This is a genomic window from Novosphingobium sp., from assembly GCF_965229225.1.
Taxonomy (GTDB): Bacteria; Pseudomonadota; Alphaproteobacteria; order Sphingomonadales; family Sphingomonadaceae; genus Novosphingobium.
In genome coordinates this window covers 3,337,301-3,353,914 of record NZ_OZ245867.1, presented here as the reverse complement: position 1 = coordinate 3,353,914, position 16,614 = coordinate 3,337,301, and the positions used below count along the sequence as shown (strand labels likewise).

The window sequence follows — 16,614 nt, the reverse complement described above, 5'->3', positions numbered from 1 at the left end:
AATGTCCTTGGGAATCGGGGTGCAGGCGGCCATGCCCCCGCCTCAGCGGGGGTTGCCGGGAGATCAGGCGGAGGCGGTGGCCTTGACTTCAGCCCAGGCCCAATCGAGCCAGGGACCGAGATCGGCAATATCCGCCGCATCGACGGTGGCGCCGCACCAGATGCGCAGGCCCGGGGGTGCATCGCGGTATCCGGCGACGTCATAGGCCGCACCGGCCTTTTCGAGGAGGCCGGCAAACGCCTTGATCAGCGCCTCGTCCGCGCCTTCGACGGTGAGGCACACCGAGGTCATCGAGCGCGAGGCGGGATCGGCGGCGAGGTGGCCGAGCCAGCTGCGCTCCTGCACCAGCTTGTCGAGCGCGGCGGAATTGGCGGCGCAGCGGGCCTTGAGGCCTTCGAGCCCGCCAACCGACTTGGCCCATTCGAGCGCGAAGATGGCGTCTTCCACCGCAAGCATCGAGGGGGTGTTGATCGTCTCGCCCTTGAACACGCCTTCCGTCAGCTTGCCCTTGGAAACAAGGCGGAACACCTTGGGGAGCGGCCAGGCGGGGGTGTAGGTTTCGAGGCGTTCGACGGCGCGGGGGCCGAGGATCAGGACACCGTGGCCGCCCTCGCCGCCCAGCACCTTCTGCCAGGAGAACGTGGCGACGTCGATCTTGTCCCACGGAATGTCGTAGGCGAAGACCGCGCTGGTTGCGTCGGCGAAGGTCAGGCCCTCGCGGTCGTCCGGGATCCAGTCGCCATTGGGGACGCGCACGCCCGAAGTGGTACCGTTCCAGGTGAAGAGCACGTCGGTCGAGAAATCGACGACGGAAAGATCGGGCAGCTGGCCGTAATCGGCGCGGATCACCGTGGGATCGATCTTGAGCTGCTTGACCGCATCGGTGACCCAGCCCTCACCAAAGCTTTCCCAAGCCATCGCGGTCACGCCGCGGGCGCCCAGCATCGTCCACATCGCCATTTCGAAGGCGCCGGTGTCAGACCCCGGAACAACGCCGATGCGGTGCGTATCGGGCAGCTGCAGCACTTCGCGCATCAGGTCGATGCACAGCTGCAGACGCGTCTTGCCGATCTTCGAGCGATGCGAGCGCCCGAGCACTTCGGTGGCGAGTTTGGCGGGATCGTATCCGGGCGGCTTGGCGCAGGGGCCGGACGAGAAGTGAGGGCGCGCGGGTTTGCGCGCCGGCATTTGTGCAGTCATGTAGTCTCTCCTTGCAGAGAGCACGCGCGGCGTTGGGACCGCGTGGCCCGGCGCCGTGCATAGTGGCAGGGGTGATCCTGTCAACCTGCGTCAGGGGTGGGACTTCCCTTAAGCTTGTTCCTAATCGCAAATTAACCATCGGTGCGGCACATTGCCGGCATGGTTCGCATGGTTGCCCTCACGCTTGCGCTCACCCTGCCGGTGCTGCTCGCCGGCTGCGTTGGCGGACCACCGCCGGCCCCGCGCCCCGTGCGCACGGCGACCACCTGGAACCCGCGCGCTGCGCCGGACAGCCGCATGTGCCTCGCCAATCTCAGCCAGAAGTATGCGAATTTCACCCCGCTACCGGACCAGTACTATGGCGCGGGCTGCTCGGCGGTGGGCGCGGTGCGAATCGCTTCGCTCCGCAGCGACGGCGGCATGCTTCAGATCTCGAACCTCGGCCCGGTGACCTGCCCGCTGGCCAGCACCCTCTCCGGCTGGGCGCGCTTCGGCGTGGACCGCGCAGCGCGGGCGATTCTCGGCAGTCCGCTGGTGCGGATCGAGACGATGGGCAGCTATGCCTGCCGCACCGTTGCCGGCACATCGCGCCTTTCCGCCCACGCCAGCGCCAATGCCGTCGACGTCAGCGGCTTCGTGCTGGCGGACGGACGGCGCATCACCGTCCTGCGCGATTGGGACAGCGAAAACCCGCAGATCCGCGCGTTCATTGCCACGATCCGGACCAGCGCGTGCAAGCGCTTCGGCACGGTGCTGAGCCCCGAGTACAACGCCGCGCACCGCGATCACTTCCACCTCGAGGTCGGCAGCGGCAGGCCATTCTGCCAATAAGGGCGGGCCGACTGCAGGGGCGCTGAATTCCGCCCTGCGCACTTTTAAATATCTCTTCGCTTGCCCTTCTCAACCAAGTTTGTTGAGTTCCGTATCGGGCCAGGTGGGGTTGCGATGATTCGTTACGTTGACGCGTTCGGTTTGCCGGGTGTTTTCATTTGCCTGCCGCAGGAAGCGGCCACGGGGAGCGTAGCCTGATGCGCATGCGAGGCTCGCCGCGCCGTCCGCAGGGATGGGTCGAACTGCCAACCCTGCTGCTTGCCGCCACGATCTACGGCGGTTGGCTGGCCCTCACCTGGTGGCATGCGGCACTGCCCCTCGCCGTGCTGTTCGTGGCCGGCGGCTGGATCAACGCCTGGCACAATTCGCTGCAGCATGAGACCATCCACGGCCACCCGACACGCAGTCCACTCATCAACACGCTGATTGGCTGGCCGCCGATCAACATCTGGCTTCCCTATGAAATCTACTACCGCAGCCACGTGGCGCACCATTCCACGAGGCTGACGACCGATCCGTTCGACGATCCGGAATCGAAATACGTCGCCAGCGAAGGCAGCCTGCTGTGGTGGAGCGAGCGCGTGCAGCAGACGCTCATCGGCCGGCTCGTGCTCGGTCCGCCGATCGTGGTGGCGCGGACGCTGGTGGAAGAACTGGCCCGGCTGCGACATGAACCCGGCGCTTTCCTGCGCGATTGGCTGCCGCATTGCGCGGGCGTGGCCGTGATCCTGTTCTGGCTGAACTGGTGCGGCCTGGGCCTGGGCACTTATCTGCTGTGCTTCGTCTATCCCGGCACCGCGCTTTCGATGCTGCGCAGCCATGCCGAGCACCGCGCCGATCCCGATCCGGCGCGCCGCGCGGCCACTGTCGAGCGCGGGGGGCTGCTCGCGCTGCTCTATCTCAACAACAATCTCCATGCGGCGCACCACGCCCGGCCGGACCTTGCATGGTACCGCCTGCCGCGCTTCCACGCCGCGCGGCGCGGCAAGGTTCCTGCCGGCCCGGTCTATCTCTCCTACGGTGCCTTGCTGCGCCGCTTCGCACTGCGCCCGCACGACGAACTTGTGCATCCTGACTACAAGCCCACCGGGGGATGAGCGGACCGGTCGCCTCGCTGGGCATGTACGATCACCCCGCCCAGCGCGCCGCCAACGATTCGCTCTGGCATTGGATCGCGGCCCGCCTCGCGGCCGAAGGCGTTTGCGACGTGCCCGCCAATCTCGAGCGGACCCGCGCCCCGGATGCGCTCTGGCCGGATCCGGCGCTGCTGTTCGGGCAGGCCTGCGGCTATCCTTTCGCGCGCTTTCACAAGGACCACCTGCGCGTGCTGGCAGTGCCCCGCTATGGCGCCCCTCATTGCGAAGGGACGCGCCACAGCAGCGTGATCGTCGCCCGCGCCGGGGATGCCCGCACGGCGCTGGCGGACTATCGCGGCGCGGTCGCGGCGATCAATGAACCTGCCTCGAACACCGGCGTGAACCTGCTGCGCCACACCGTTGCCGAGCAGTGCGGACCCGGCCCCTTCTTCTCCGGCTTTGTCCGCACCGGCGGCCATGTCGCCAGCATGCGCGCAGTCGCGGCGGGCGAGGCGGAGCTGGCCGCGATTGACGCGGTGACCTTTGCCGCTGCCGAGGCGAGCTATCCCGGTCTGCGCGAAGAGCTGAAGGTCATCGCCGTTTCCCGCAAGGTCCCCGCACTGCCCTTTGTGACCGCGCGGGCAACGCCGGAACCGGTCGCGCAGCTGGTGCAGGCAGCGCTGCTGGCGGCGATGCATGCGCCGGAACTGGCGGAGACCCGCGCGGACCTCCTACTGCTGGGCGCCGAGCCGATCGATGCTGCGGCCTACGACGAGGTGCTGGAACTGGAGCGCATCGCGGATGCCGCCGGCATCGCACGTCCGCAGGGCTGAGCGCGCGCGGCCTTCCCATGACATTTGCCGCCGGTTAGCATGCTGCGATGCCGATGATCCTTTCCGCACTGGCGCTGGCTGCAGCCGCCCCGCCGCCACCACCGCTACCCTCGCCGCACGAACAGGTGATGATCGGCAGCGACAATGTCGATCTGGCCGGCGCGGGCGATCTGCAGTTCTATCCGGACTCCGACCCGGTGCTGGCGGCCATGGGTGTCACCACGTTTGGGCCGGGCGATGCGGAACTTGGAACCGCCCGGATCACGTTCAACCACCAGGGCCGCGCGGTTGCCTGCGTACCCGGCGAAACCGGCAGCACGGCGCGCGGGGTGGCAGCGCTGTGCGAGCAGATCAAGGCAAAGGGGGAGTTCCGGCGCAACTTCGGCTTTGATCTGCCCTATGATACCGGACAGCTGGCGGTTGCGTTCTGGGGCCGAACTTTGCTCACCCCGCTGGATCCGATCGCGATCCTGCCTGCTGGGAAGGGCTACGATGTCACCGTGGTCATGATCGACGGGCGCTGCCAGATCGAGGCCAATCCGTTTTCCGAGTGGGAAGAGGCCGAAATCTGCGCGGCCTGGACCCGCGCCGGGCGGCCCGGCTTCGCGCCGCTTCCGTCGGCCGCCGCGGTGCCGCCCCCCGCCCCGGTTCGCCCGAATGTGCGCAGGGCTGGTGCGGGCAGGGGCGCGCCGCGCAAATCGGCGGGCCGACCGGTGCGCGCCGCTGCCCGGTCCGCACGCCCACCTGCCGCACCGGCGCGCGTCCAGATCGCCTATATCGCGATCCGGCTGGGGCCGAACCGCAGCGAGATCACGGTCGGCCAGCGGCTGATCTGGCGCGATGTCGATATAGTCTATCCCCAAGTGCCCTTCGACGAACGCCCGCCGGTCGGAACCGGCAACGGATCGCTGGAATCAAAGGTTTCCGAGAATGACTATCCCAGCCTTGCGCTGCGGGAGGAAATCGAAGGCAAGGTGAAGATCCTGGTGGGCTTTCGCCGCGATGGCGAACCGGCGAGCTGCCGGCCGATCGGCTCATCAGGCACGGCCTATCTCGACAACATGACCTGCAAGGTTGCGATGCGCCGCCTGCACTTTGCCTTCAGCAAAAGAATCTCGGACTTTTCCGGCCTGCGATATGAGACCAAGGATTTCCGCTGGGTGATCCCGGCGGAGTAGCGGCAGGCGCCGGAGCCGGAAAGCAAGCCTCAGGCCGCGATATTGCCCAGGCCGGTGGCCTCGATCCGCAGGCGCACGGCTTCGGCCGCGTGGCGGGCGCCGAGCTTGCCCATCATCTTCATGCGGTGGATCTCGACCGTGCGCGGGCTGATTTCGAGATCACGCGCGATGGCCTTGTTGCTGCACCCTTCGGCGAGGCGATCGAGCACTTCCCGTTCGCGCATCGAGAGGCGGGAAATGCGCTGGCGGGCTTCGGCTGCGCGGGCGCGCTGCTGGCGCTGGGTATCGGCTTCACGGGCACAGCGGGCCACCGCCTCGTTCAGCGGGGCGATCTGTTCGGGCACGGTGAGATAGTCGAGCGCGCCGGCCTTGATCGCGGCGACCACCGCGTCGATCGTCGGCGCTTCGGCGATCGCGATGATCGGCAGCCACTGCCCGGCGCGCATCATGGCAGCGACGAGGCTGGTTATCCCCTCGCCCACCGGCTCATCCTGCGCGAGGACAAGGCCGCCCGTCGGCGCATGGCTGAGCAGCTCATCCGCGTGGGCATAGATTTCCGCATGATGCCCTGCGGCAAATGCGAGACGAGCGAGCTGGGCCCGGCGGGCTGTGTCGCTATCGAGGACATGGAGTGTGACGCGTTCGATCATGGGTTAACCAAACCATGAACACCGGCCACCACGCCAATGAGGTTAGCTTCGTTCTGAACCCACAAGCGCCGCCAGGGCGCCGCAAATACACCATTCCCTTAGGGAATTATGCTCCGGAATGGAGTCAGTTCGGCAGCAAAGGTGCTAAGTAAGCCCCATCAGGCTTACCCCGGATCGCGAACCGATTTGGATAAGTGTTTACCCGTACATCCGGCTGCGTTAACGAAACCGGATGCGGATCAGGTCACCGGATCTTCAAAGCTGTAGTCTGGCAGCGAATAGAACGCCGAACGCAGCGCCTCGCCCCAGCTTGAGGATATCAGCTTGAAAAACGGGTCTTCCGCCGTGATCCGCTTGTGGTGCAGCGGTTCAAACCGGTCGCGCTCGATCACCATGAGATCGAACGGCAGGCCAACCGAGAGATTGGCCGCCAGCGTCGAATCGAACGAGACCATGAGCAGCTTGACCGCGTCCTCGAAGCTCATCGTCTTGTCGTAGCCGCGCACGAGGATGGGGCGGCCATACTTGGTCTCACCGATCTGGAAGAAGGGCGTATCGAACGAGGCTTCGATGAAATTGCCTTCGGGATAGATCAGGAACAGGCGTGGCTCCATGTCCTTGATCTGACCGGCAACGATCATCGAGGCGGTGAAGCGCGGGCCTTCGCCCTGCATCCCGGTATCATCCTGCCGCCCCTCGATCACATCGCGCAGCAGGCGGCCGACAATCGTCGCGATCTGGAACATCGTCGGCGCATCGAGGATCGATGGGCGGCGCTCGCCCGGTGTCTTGTTGCGTTCTTCCAGCTGGCTGATCACGGCCTGCGTGGTCGCCAGATTGCCTGCGGTCATGATCGAGATGATCCGCTCGCCCGGAACGGACCAGGTGAACATCTTGCGGAACGTGGAAATGTTGTCGACGCCCGAGTTCGTGCGGGTATCGCTCATCAGCACGAGGCCCTTGTCGAGCACCATCCCCACGCAATACGTCATTGGTCCTGCCCCTCGTTGTCTGGCGTCGCCCGGACTCGCGTGCGAGGTCACTGTTCCACACGCTGCTGCGCGACGGCAAGCTTCACGTGCAATGTTTCGTCATAGGCACCGTAGCGGATGCCGGTGACAGGGGCAGCATCGCGATAATCCCGGCCCGTCGCGACACGGACGTAATGCGGATCGGGCGAGATTCCGTTGGATATGTCAAAGCCCACCCAGCCGAGCCCATCGACCATGGCCTCGGCCCAGGCGTGGCCGGCGTCCTGCTCGACGCGGTCCTTCATCATCAGGTAGCCGCTGACATAGCGCGCCGGCACGCCGAGCGCGCGCGCCGCCGCGATGAACACGTGGGCATGATCCTGGCACACCCCGTGCCCGGCGGCGAGCACGGCCTCGGCGTTGCTCGCGGTATCGGTATGGCCCGAGCCGTATTCCACCGATCCACGCACGAGGGCGGAGAGCGAGTGGAGCTTTTCCAGCGTATCCTGCTTGCCCGAAAGGCCCGCAATCAGCGACCGCAGCCGCGGGCCGCCGCTTGTCAGCTCGGTCGGCTGGCGAAAATGCCACAGCGGCAGGTAGCCCGCGTGATGACCGACGATGCCGGCCTTGTCGTTGGTATCGACCACGCCTTCGCAGCGGATCGTCACTTCGGTCACGCCCGGTTCGAACGCGATCAGCGTGACGTGGTTGGCGTTCTCGTCATCATACTCGACTTCCTGCCGCGCGCCTTCGAGCCCGATCTTCCACGCCACGATCGATTGCCCCGCGCTGGTCTTGGGTGTCAGGCGCAGACGTTGCAGCCCCCGCGCCGCCGGGGCGGAGAACGTATAGTGCGTGGTATGATCGACCCAGAGTCGCAAGCGGTCGTTTTCCCTTAATCGATGAAGCGCCTAATCGATGAACCGATAGTCGTACTGGATCTGGTTGGCGAGCCGCGTGTTCCGGCTGATGAACTTCGCGATGTACTCGTGGAGGCCCTGCTCGAAAATCGCGTCGATCGTGATCGTGTGGAGATCGCAGTCCGCTTCCTGCAGGATGGCATGCGCCTCGGTCTCGCAGCCATATTCGCGCGCGAGGTGGGCGAGGTTCGAACGCAGCTTGCCGTAGCAGAACGCCAGGCTGCGCGGGAACCGGCTATCGAGGATGAGGAACTCCGCAATCCCGCGCGCTTCCATGCGGCCGGCATTGAGCCAGCGATAGGCGCGCTCCCCCGCGAGGCTGCGCAGCACGTTTTCCCACTGCACGTTATCAAGGCTGGAGCCGACATAGGAAATCGAGGGCAGCAGCACGTAGTACTTCACATCGAGAATGCGCGCGGTGTTGTCCGCCCGCTCGATGAAGCTGCCGATGCGCGCAAAATTGTAGATCTCGTTGCGCAGCATGGTGCCTTCCATCGCGCCGCGCACCTGCGTCGATTGGCGGCGGAGCGTATCGAGCACCGCACCGAGCCGCGTTTCAGCGACCGGCCGGGCCAGCAGATCGCGCATGCGCAGCCAGCTGTCGTTGACCGATTCCCACACCTCGCGCGTGATCCCGGCGCGGACCATGCGCGCATTGGTGCGCGCCAGTTCGCACATGGCGAGCACGTTGCCGGGGTTATCCTTGTCGCGCAGGATGAAGTTGATCACGTTGGGTCCGGCATAATCGGTGCCGAACTTTGTCTCGTAGAGCGCGCGCAGCCCCAGCGTGACGATGACCGAGCGCCATTCGTCGCTGGCGTCGCGCGCATCGCGGGTGAGCGCCATGCGGAAGCCCGCCTCGATCAGGCGCGCGGTATTCTCTGCCCGCTCGAGATTGCGGAACAGCCAGAAAATGCCGTTGGCGCTTCTTCCCAGCATCAGTCGTCCAGCACCCAGCTGTCCTTGGTGCCCCCACCCTGCGACGAGTTCACCACCAGCGAGCCCTTCTTGAGCGCGACGCGGGTGAGGCCGCCGGGCGTGATGTCGATCCCGCCGGGGGAGACGAGCACGAAGGGCCGCAGATCGACATGGCGCGGGGTGAGCCCGCCGCGGCCAAGGATCGGCACGGTGGAAAGCGACAGCGTGGGCTGCGCGATATAATTGTGCGGCCGCGCGGCAAGCTTGGCGGCGAAGGCGGCGATTTCCTTCTTCGTCGAGGTCGGCCCGATCAGCATGCCATAGCCGCCCGAGCCGTGGACTTCCTTCACCACCAGTTCCGAGAGATGCTCGAGCACATACTTGAGCGCATCCGGCTCCGAACAGCGCCAGGTCGGCACATTGGGCAGGATGGGCTTCTCGCCGGTGTAGAATTCGACGATTTCGGGCATGAACGAGTAGATCGCCTTGTCATCGGCGATGCCCGTGCCCGGCGCATTGGCAATGGTGATCCCGCCCGCGCGGTAGACGTCCATGATGCCCGAAACGCCAAGCTGGCTTTCCGGCTTGAACGACAGCGGATCGAGATAATCGTCGTCCACCCGGCGGTAGAGCACGTCGATCGGTGTGTAGCCCTGCGTGGTGCGCATGGCGATGCGGCCGTTCTCAATGCGCAGGTCGCTGCCCTCGACCAGTTCGGCGCCCATTTGATCGGCGAGGAAGGCGTGTTCGAAATAGGCGGAGTTGTAGATGCCGGGCGTCAGCACCGCGACGACCGGCTGGTGGCCCTTGGCGGCGGGCGGCAGGCAGGCGGCGAGGCTGCGCGCAAGGCGGCGCGGATAGTCCGAAACCTCGCGCACGCGGACCCGCGTGAACAGTTCCGGGAACATCGCCATCATCGTCTCGCGGTTCTCCAGCATGTAGGAGACGCCGGAGGGCGTGCGCGCGTTGTCTTCGAGCACCATGAAATCGTCCTCGCCGGTGCGGACGAGATCGATGCCGACGATGTGGGTGTAGACCCCGCCCGGCGGCGTGAAGCCGACCATCTGCGGCAGGAAGGCCGGGTTCTTCTCCAGCAGGCGCGCGGGCAGGCGGCCCGATCGGACGATTTCCTGCCGGTGGTAAAGATCATGGAGGAACGCATTGAGCGCGCGCACGCGCTGCTCGATCCCGCGCGAAAGCCGCCGCCACTGGTGCGCGGTGATGATGCGCGGCACCATGTCGAACGGGATCAGCCGCTCTTCGGCGTCCTCGCTCCCGTAGACATTGAAGGTGATGCCGGTACGGCGGAAGAACGCCTCCGCCTCGGTTCCCTTGCGGCGCAGCAGATCGGCGGGCTGGTTTTGATACCATTCGCTGTACCCGCGATAGGCCGGACGCACCGAGCCATCGGCGGCAAACATCTCGTCATAAGACGAGGGCGAGGCGTTGGTCATGCGATCATCCCGATGCGCACGAAGCTTGCACAGCGCGGGAGGTTTGCCAAGCGCCATGCTGCACTTGCGAGACAAATTTGTAACTGAACTGCGCGGCAAAGGGTTTCGCCGCTTCGCGCTTGCCTTGGCCGTGCCAAGGTGACACGTTTAACCGCACGGCTAATTTCCGGGAGAGAGCAAGCCATGGGCGAGATCCACCACCGCACCTGCCATATCTGCGAAGCCAATTGCGGCGTGCTGGTGGAGGTGGAAGGGCGCCGCGTCCTCTCCATCAAGGGCGACCCCGACAACCCCCTCTCGCGCGGGCACATCTGCCCCAAGGCGACCGCGCTGGAAGACCTGCAGAACGATCCAGACCGCCTGCGCGCGCCGCAAAAGCGCGTGGGCGAGGAATGGCACGAAATCAGCTGGGAGCAGGCCTTCCGCGAGATCGGCGAGAAGGCCCGCGCCATTCTCGCCCGCGATCCCGCCAGCACCGCGACTTATGTCGGCAATCCCAACGCGCACTCCTATGGCAACGCGCTGAATGCCCATCACCTGACCAAGGCGCTGGGGACGAAAAACCAGTTCTCCGCGAGCACGGTGGACCAGATGCCGCATCAGGTGGCGAACCTGCTGATGTATGGCCATGCCAGCATGTTCGGCATACCGGATATCGACCGCACCGAGACGCTGATCATCATCGGCGGCAATCCGATGGCGTCCAACGGCTCGGTCTGGACCGTGCCCGATTTCCGCAATCGCGTCCGCGCGTTGAAGGCGCGGGGCGGGAAGCTCGTGGTGATCGACCCGCGCCGCACCGAGACCGCCAAGATTGCCGACCGGCACGTGTTCGTGCGCCCCGCGAGCGACGTGTTCCTGCTCGTCGCACTGCTCAAGGCCGTGATGGCGAGCAGGCCCTTCCAGCCGGTGCAAGACTTCGTGACCGGGCTTCCCGAAGTGTCCGCGCTGCTCGCCCGGTTTGATGATGCGGCGTGCCTCGCGGCCTCCTGCGTTGCGGCCGAAGACGTGGCGTGGCTGGCAGAACGGCTGACTTCGGGTCCGGCCGCGCTCTATGGCCGGCTTGGGATTGCCACGCAGCGGCATGGGACGCTCAATGCCTGGCTGATCGCGCTGATCAATATCGCGGCAGGGCAATTGGACCGCGAGGGCGGGACGGTCTTCCCGATCCCCGCGCTCGATACGCTGGCGATGTTCCCGCGCGGCTCGCTCGGCAAGTTCACCTCGCGCGTTTCGGGCCACAAGTCGGTGCTGGGCGAGTTTCCCGCCGCCGCGCTGGCCGAGGAGATCGAGACGCCGGGCGAAGGCCAGATCAAGGCGCTGTTCGTGGTCGCGGGCAATCCAGTGCTTTCGACCCCCAATGGCCCCCGGCTCGACAAGACGCTGGCAGGGCTCGAACTGATGGTCTCGGTCGATATGTACCGTAACGCCACCAGCCGCCGCGCGCACTATATCCTGCCGCCGACGGGGCCCTTGGAGCGCGACCACTACGGCCTGTTCCTGCTGCCGATGGCGGTGCGCAACATCGCTGCCTATTCAAAGCCGACGCTGGAAAAGGAAGACCCCGCCGCGCTGCACGACTGGGAAATCCTGCGCGGGCTGGCAGCCGCCATCAGCGGCAAGCCGGTGCAGGAGCCGACCCCGCGCGAGGCGCTCGACAGCATGTTGAAGAGCGGACCCTACAAGGTCTCGCTCGCCGAAGTGGAAGCCGCGCCATCGGGCCTCGATTTCGGCCCGCCGAAAACGGGCGTGCTCCCCGAACGCCTGCGCAGCGACGATCAGACGGTGCGCTGCGCCGTGCCCGCCTTCATGGACGCGCTCGCGGCGATCGAGGTGGAAGTGCCCGATAGCGGCAAGCTCACCCTGATCGGGCGGCGGCATTTGCGCACCAACAATTCCTGGCTCGCCAACAGCCACCGCCTGACCAAGGGGCCCAACCGCTGCACGCTGATGATCCATCCGCACGATGCCGCGCCGCTGGGCCTTGAAGACGGCGACATGGCGGCTGTCCGCTCATCCTCGGGCGAAGTCATCATCCCCGCCGAAGTGACCGACGACATGATGCCCGGCACTGTCTCGATTCCACACGGCTGGGGGCATGATCTGCCCGGCATGGCGATGCAAGTGGCACGCAGCCGCGCCGGGGTCAGCGCCAATGCACTCACCGAATCCGGCGCGCTCGATCCGCTTTCGGGCAACGCCGCGCTTTCGGGCGTGCAGGTGGAGGTGGCAAGGGCGGCGCTGGAAGCGGCGGAATAGCCGCCTACTTCTCTTCCTTGCCGGTGCATTCGCCGTTGTGCTTGGCGTTCAGTTCCATCTGCATCGACATCGGCTTGCCCTGCGGCCCCATGCCGCCAATCGACATCGTCATCTGGTAGGTCTCGGGCGTGTAGTTGCCGACCATGGCCATGGTCTGCACCCCCTGCTCCGCCTTGCAGGTCATCTTCGCATCGATCTTGCCGCCGCCCATGCTGAAGCTGTCATACTTGCAGCGCTCGTCGGCCTGGCCGAAGAACTTGGCGTCGGGCTTCTCGGCTTCTTCCTTGGTCAGGCAGGTGGCAAAGGTGCGGTCCTTGCCGAGCACCTTGCCCATCATTTCCCTGGCTTCGGGCGGCATGCCTTCCATCTCGATCTTGACGAACTTCATCGTCGATTCCCACCGCCCGGGATTGAACCGCAGCCCCGCGTCGGACACCTTCTTGGCCACGTCCGAAACGCTTTCGTTGGTGGCGGTGACGGTTTTCCCGCTGCCACAGCCGGCCAGCGCCAGTGCGGTGGAAAGAGCCACGAGTGGCAGAAGGGGCAGGCGCATGGGTTCAGGTCCTCTCGCTGATGTGATGACAGGGCTAACACCCGCGCGGCGGTTTTCCAATGATCCGCGTCGCCGGCCTAGAACCCGTAAAGCAGCGTGAGCCGGCTGGTGGTGTCCGTCAATGTGCGCGCGACTCCCGAGCCGGCTTCGTGCTGCAGCGTGTACGAAAGCCGGGCCTTGAGCTTGCTGCTCAGGCGCGAATCCAGCGCGGCGAGCGTATAGTAGGTGCGGCGGACCGCATCGAAATAGGTGCTGACTTCCTGGCTGTAATTCAACGTGGGGGTGAGCCTGACCTTGAGATCGGCAAGCGCGACTGCCGAAAGGGTCTGCTCCTGCGGCCCCTCCACAGGCTGGGTCACGCGCAAGGCGGGGCCTGCCTTGATGCTCAGCTTCCGGCCGTCCCCCTCGAGCAGATTGTAACCGAGCCCGGCCGACAGGCTGTACCGGTCAATGAAGCCCTGAAAGCGATCACGCTCGTACTGGCCGAGGCCGAACACATAGCCATGGTCATCGAACTTGTAATTGGGCTCCAGCGTCAGCCTGATCTGGTTTCGCGTCACCTCGTCAGAGGTCTTCTGGTAATCGATCCGGCCCGATGTGGCGACGCGCCAGCGCCCCTTCTCCGCGATCACGGTGAGGCGCCCGACAAAGCCTGAACCCGGCGCGCTGCCAGTGCTGACGAAGGCTCCCAGTTCGCCTTCGCCGCTCCATTTGACGGGCAGGGCGAAGAGGTCGGGCTGCAAGGGCTCGGGACCCTCAAGCGGAAGCTCGACCTTGACCTCCCTTCTCGCCAGCGGGACGGGCTCGGCCAGCCACACCAGCACGCTGCGGCGCAGGGCCCAGGCCGATATAGCCGCCTGGGCTTCGGGATGCGCGTGCTGCAGATATTGCACCAGCGCGTCGAGCGCGCGCGGATCGTGCGAGGCTTCGACCGCTGCCAGCACGTCCGCCATCGCGGGGGGCAATGGCCCCGCCTCCGGCACCGCATCCTGCGCCATCACCGGCGCCGAGGGCAGCAGGACGGCGAGGACCGCGACCGCGATGATGCGCTGAGAGAGCTGCAGTTCCCTGATCCTTCACATGCCGCAAGGTGGCTTGCGGTGGTCATGCTACCACCGGGCGCAATATAGCAAACGCCGCCCCATGCCTATCCATCGCGGCACAGGCAGCCAGCCATGCCGACGTATTCAGGGCCGCTTCCGGGTGCAGGAAAAGGTATAACGGGCAACGCGTGCCGATTGCATGGACGCGGTTTGTTCCCCATATTCGGCGGATGGCCGAACTCGTGATCCGCAGGGGCTTGGAAGAGCCCGATACCTCTGAAAACTTCGTTCCGCACAAGCCCGTGCGACCCGAGAAATCGGAAGGCGGGCGGCCGTTCCGCGTTGTCTCCGAATACCAGCCGGCGGGCGACCAGCCGACCGCGATTGCCGATCTCGTCGCCTCGGCAAAGGATGGCGAGGTGACGCAGGTGCTGCTCGGCGTGACCGGTAGTGGCAAGACCTTCACGATGGCCAAAGTGATCGAGGAACTGCAGCGCCCCGCGCTGATCCTCGCGCCCAACAAGATCCTCGCCGCGCAGCTTTATGGCGAGATGAAGAGCTTCTTTCCGGAGAACGCGGTCGAGTACTTCGTCTCCTACTACGACTACTACCAGCCCGAAGCCTACGTGCCCCGGTCGGACACGTACATCGAGAAGGAAAGCTCGGTGAACGAGGCGATCGACCGGATGCGCCATTCGGCCACGCGCGCGCTGCTGGAGCGGGACGATGTGATCATCGTCGCCTCGGTCTCGTGCCTCTACGGCATCGGCTCGGTCGAGACCTATTCGGCGATGATCTTCGATCTCAAGGTGGGCGACACGGTCGACAACCACGAGATCATCCGCAAGCTGGTGGCGCTGCAATACAAGCGCAACGATGCCGCCTTCCAGCGCGGCAATTTCCGCGTGCGGGGGGATAATCTGGAGATCTACCCCTCGCACTACGAGGACATGGCGTGGCGCGTGTCGTTCTTCGGGGACGAGATCGAGGCCATCAGCGAGTTCGATCCGCTGACGGGCAAGGCCGGCACGAAGCTTTCCAAGGTCCGCGTCTACGCCAATTCGCACTACGTGACACCGGGGCCGACGATGAAGCAGGCGGCGGACGCGATTCGCTTCGAGCTGACCGAGCGGCTCAAGGAACTGGAAGCGGAAGGCAAGCTGCTGGAGGCGCAGCGGCTGGAGCAGCGCACCAACTTCGACCTCGAAATGATCCACGCGACGGGCAGCTGCGCCGGGATCGAGAACTACTCGCGCTTTCTGACGGGCCGCATGCCGGGCGAGCCGCCGCCGACGCTGTTCGAGTATCTGCCGGACAACGCGCTGCTGTTCGTGGACGAAAGCCACCAGACCGTGCCGCAGATCGGGGCGATGAGCAAAGGCGACCACCGCCGCAAGATCACGCTGGCCGAGTATGGCTTCCGCCTGCCAAGCTGCATCGACAACCGCCCGCTGCGCTTCAACGAATGGGACGCGATGCGCCCGCAGACCGTAGCGGTTTCGGCAACGCCGGGGCACTGGGAGATGGAGCAGGCGGGCGGCGTGTTTGCCGAACAGGTGATCCGCCCGACCGGCCTGATCGACCCGCCGGTGGAGATCCGCCCGGTGGAAGACCAGGTGCAGGACTGCATCAACGAATGCCGCAAGACCGCCGAGGCAGGCTACCGCACGCTCGTCACCACGCTGACCAAGCGCATGGCCGAGGACCTCACCGAGTTCATGCACGAGGCGGGCCTGAGGGTGCGCTACATGCATTCGGACGTGGAGACGCTGGAACGCATCGAACTGATCCGTGACTTGCGCCTCGGCGTCTATGACGTGCTGGTGGGCATCAACCTGCTGCGCGAGGGGCTCGATATTCCCGAATGCGGGCTGGTGACCATTCTGGACGCGGACAAGGAAGGCTTCCTGCGCAGTGAAACCTCACTGATCCAGACCATAGGCCGCGCCGCGCGCAACGTCGATGGCCGCGTGATCCTCTATGCCGACCGCATGACCGGCAGCATGGAACGGGCGATTGCCGAGACCGACCGCCGCCGCGAAAAGCAGCGCGCCTACAACGAGCTCCACGGCATCACCCCCGAATCGATCAAGCGCGACATCCACGACATCGTGGCCGACACCGCGAGCCGCGACGGGGTGCTGGTGGAGATCGAGACCGAAGGCGGGGCCAACAACCTCGTCGGCCACAACTTGCGCGCCTATATCGAGGAACTGGAACGCAAGATGCGCGCGGCAGCGGCGGATCTGGAATTCGAGACAGCGGGGCGGCTGCGCGATGAGATCCGCGCGCTTGAAGCGAGCGAGCTCGGCCTGCCGGACGGCGAGAAGAAAGCGCCGATTGTGGGCCGCAGCAACGAAGGCAAGCCGGGGACAAGGAAGACGCGGTTTGGGAAGAGCCAGAAGAAGTGGGGGAAGTAGGGCTTCGCGCGGCGAACCAGAATACCGGGTAATCGGGGGAGTATCGATTCAAACAGGCTGTTAGTTCTGCCACAGGCATTTGCATGATACAGAACACACAATCCTATGGCTACCTTCCCGCAGTTCCTCGAATGTGTTTTACCCTCAGCGATAATTTTCGCACTGTTGACGTGACTAGTCGCAGCGGCTATTGCTCCACCGTTCACCCGGAAAGGGCGCTGCAACCGGCGGCAGCAAGAACACCAGACAGAAGCCTAACACTTCTAAACTTCTGTCTAGGAGGTGCTCTTGAGCACTTATGAAGCCAT

The 16,614-nt window shown here is 65.4% G+C and carries 14 protein-coding genes; 6 read left to right on the top strand and 8 right to left on the bottom strand.

The features are described 5' to 3' along the window. Positions 1-63 precede the first annotated feature (63 nt). Positions 64-1,200 carry a phosphoserine transaminase gene (locus ACO06X_RS15665; RefSeq protein ID WP_421837145.1) on the bottom strand — a complete coding sequence of 379 codons (1,137 nt, stop codon included), beginning with the start codon at positions 1,198-1,200 and terminating at the stop codon, positions 64-66. A 168-nt stretch (positions 1,201-1,368) separates the two neighbouring features. Here ACO06X_RS15665 and ACO06X_RS15660 point away from each other — a divergent pair, with 168 nt between their 5' ends. The 4 genes from ACO06X_RS15660 to ACO06X_RS15645 all read left to right on the top strand — a co-directional run bounded on the left by ACO06X_RS15660 (position 1,369) and on the right by ACO06X_RS15645 (position 5,118). Then, entirely contained in the window at positions 1,369-2,031 is a 663-nt protein-coding gene (locus tag ACO06X_RS15660) for an extensin family protein (protein WP_421837144.1), read from the top strand. A 197-nt stretch (positions 2,032-2,228) separates the two neighbouring features. Next, positions 2,229-3,128 (top strand): fatty acid desaturase, encoded by a 900-nt coding sequence (locus tag ACO06X_RS15655; protein WP_421837143.1) that lies wholly within the window; start codon positions 2,229-2,231, stop codon positions 3,126-3,128. Continuing rightward, on the top strand, positions 3,125-3,940 hold the full coding sequence (locus ACO06X_RS15650) for a phosphate/phosphite/phosphonate ABC transporter substrate-binding protein (protein ID WP_421837142.1): 816 nt from the start codon (positions 3,125-3,127) through the stop codon (positions 3,938-3,940). Before ACO06X_RS15655 ends, ACO06X_RS15650 begins: the two co-directional genes overlap by 4 nt. A 53-nt stretch (positions 3,941-3,993) precedes the next feature. Further along, the gene (locus ACO06X_RS15645; RefSeq protein WP_421837141.1) at positions 3,994-5,118 is read left to right on the top strand and encodes an energy transducer TonB; all 1,125 of its coding nucleotides are present in this window, start codon (positions 3,994-3,996) and stop codon (positions 5,116-5,118) included. A 29-nt stretch (positions 5,119-5,147) separates the two neighbouring features. Here the strand turns inward: ACO06X_RS15645 and ACO06X_RS15640 are convergent, their stop codons facing one another. The 5 genes from ACO06X_RS15640 to ACO06X_RS15620 form a co-directional block, all read right to left on the bottom strand. Continuing rightward, a complete protein-coding gene (locus tag ACO06X_RS15640) occupies positions 5,148-5,768 on the bottom strand; it encodes a response regulator transcription factor (RefSeq protein ID WP_421837140.1) in 621 nt (206 codons plus the stop codon). A gap of 239 nt (positions 5,769-6,007) precedes the next feature. Next, positions 6,008-6,760, bottom strand: a complete 753-nt coding sequence (locus ACO06X_RS15635) for a peptidase (protein WP_421837139.1) — start codon at positions 6,758-6,760, stop codon at positions 6,008-6,010. 47 nt (positions 6,761-6,807) lie between these two features. After that, entirely contained in the window at positions 6,808-7,620 is an 813-nt protein-coding gene (locus ACO06X_RS15630; RefSeq protein WP_421837138.1) for a transglutaminase family protein, read from the bottom strand. Between the two features lie 30 nt (positions 7,621-7,650). Beyond that, entirely contained in the window at positions 7,651-8,598 is a 948-nt protein-coding gene (locus tag ACO06X_RS15625; protein WP_421837137.1) for an alpha-E domain-containing protein, read from the bottom strand. Next, a complete protein-coding gene (locus ACO06X_RS15620) occupies positions 8,598-10,031 on the bottom strand; it encodes a circularly permuted type 2 ATP-grasp protein (RefSeq protein WP_421837136.1) in 1,434 nt (477 codons plus the stop codon). Before ACO06X_RS15620 ends, ACO06X_RS15625 begins: the two co-directional genes overlap by 1 nt. 183 nt (positions 10,032-10,214) lie before the next feature. Between ACO06X_RS15620 and ACO06X_RS15615 the strand changes: the two genes are divergently transcribed. Continuing rightward, the gene (locus ACO06X_RS15615) at positions 10,215-12,290 is read left to right on the top strand and encodes a molybdopterin oxidoreductase family protein (protein ID WP_421837135.1); all 2,076 of its coding nucleotides are present in this window, start codon (positions 10,215-10,217) and stop codon (positions 12,288-12,290) included. A gap of 4 nt (positions 12,291-12,294) precedes the next feature. Here the strand turns inward: ACO06X_RS15615 and ACO06X_RS15610 are convergent, their stop codons facing one another. Further along, positions 12,295-12,843 (bottom strand): DUF3617 domain-containing protein, encoded by a 549-nt coding sequence (locus tag ACO06X_RS15610; protein WP_421837134.1) that lies wholly within the window; start codon positions 12,841-12,843, stop codon positions 12,295-12,297. A 77-nt stretch (positions 12,844-12,920) separates the two neighbouring features. Continuing rightward, on the bottom strand, positions 12,921-13,841 hold the full coding sequence (locus tag ACO06X_RS15605) for a DUF481 domain-containing protein (RefSeq protein WP_421837133.1): 921 nt from the start codon (positions 13,839-13,841) through the stop codon (positions 12,921-12,923). A 275-nt stretch (positions 13,842-14,116) separates the two neighbouring features. Here ACO06X_RS15605 and uvrB point away from each other — a divergent pair, with 275 nt between their 5' ends. Beyond that, positions 14,117-16,306 carry an excinuclease ABC subunit UvrB gene (uvrB, locus tag ACO06X_RS15600; protein WP_421837132.1) on the top strand — a complete coding sequence of 730 codons (2,190 nt, stop codon included), beginning with the start codon at positions 14,117-14,119 and terminating at the stop codon, positions 16,304-16,306. Positions 16,307-16,614 lie beyond the last annotated feature (308 nt).

Bases quoted from the DNA above. Each gene is read 5' to 3' on its own strand.
- ACO06X_RS15665 (WP_421837145.1), bottom strand. From the start codon at position 1,200: ATGACTGCACAAATGCCGGCGCGCAAACCCGCGCGCCCTCACTTCTCG.
- ACO06X_RS15660 (WP_421837144.1), top strand. From the start codon at position 1,369: ATGGTTGCCCTCACGCTTGCGCTCACCCTGCCGGTGCTGCTCGCCGGC.
- ACO06X_RS15655 (WP_421837143.1), top strand. From the start codon at position 2,229: ATGCGCATGCGAGGCTCGCCGCGCCGTCCGCAGGGATGGGTCGAACTG.
- ACO06X_RS15650 (WP_421837142.1), top strand. From the start codon at position 3,125: ATGAGCGGACCGGTCGCCTCGCTGGGCATGTACGATCACCCCGCCCAG.
- ACO06X_RS15645 (WP_421837141.1), top strand. From the start codon at position 3,994: ATGATCCTTTCCGCACTGGCGCTGGCTGCAGCCGCCCCGCCGCCACCA.
- ACO06X_RS15640 (WP_421837140.1), bottom strand. From the start codon at position 5,768: ATGATCGAACGCGTCACACTCCATGTCCTCGATAGCGACACAGCCCGC.
- ACO06X_RS15635 (WP_421837139.1), bottom strand. From the start codon at position 6,760: ATGACGTATTGCGTGGGGATGGTGCTCGACAAGGGCCTCGTGCTGATG.
- ACO06X_RS15625 (WP_421837137.1), bottom strand. From the start codon at position 8,598: ATGCTGGGAAGAAGCGCCAACGGCATTTTCTGGCTGTTCCGCAATCTC.
- ACO06X_RS15620 (WP_421837136.1), bottom strand. From the start codon at position 10,031: ATGACCAACGCCTCGCCCTCGTCTTATGACGAGATGTTTGCCGCCGAT.
- ACO06X_RS15615 (WP_421837135.1), top strand. From the start codon at position 10,215: ATGGGCGAGATCCACCACCGCACCTGCCATATCTGCGAAGCCAATTGC.
- ACO06X_RS15610 (WP_421837134.1), bottom strand. From the start codon at position 12,843: ATGCGCCTGCCCCTTCTGCCACTCGTGGCTCTTTCCACCGCACTGGCG.
- ACO06X_RS15605 (WP_421837133.1), bottom strand. From the start codon at position 13,841: ATGGCGCAGGATGCGGTGCCGGAGGCGGGGCCATTGCCCCCCGCGATG.
- uvrB (WP_421837132.1), top strand. From the start codon at position 14,117: ATGGCCGAACTCGTGATCCGCAGGGGCTTGGAAGAGCCCGATACCTCT.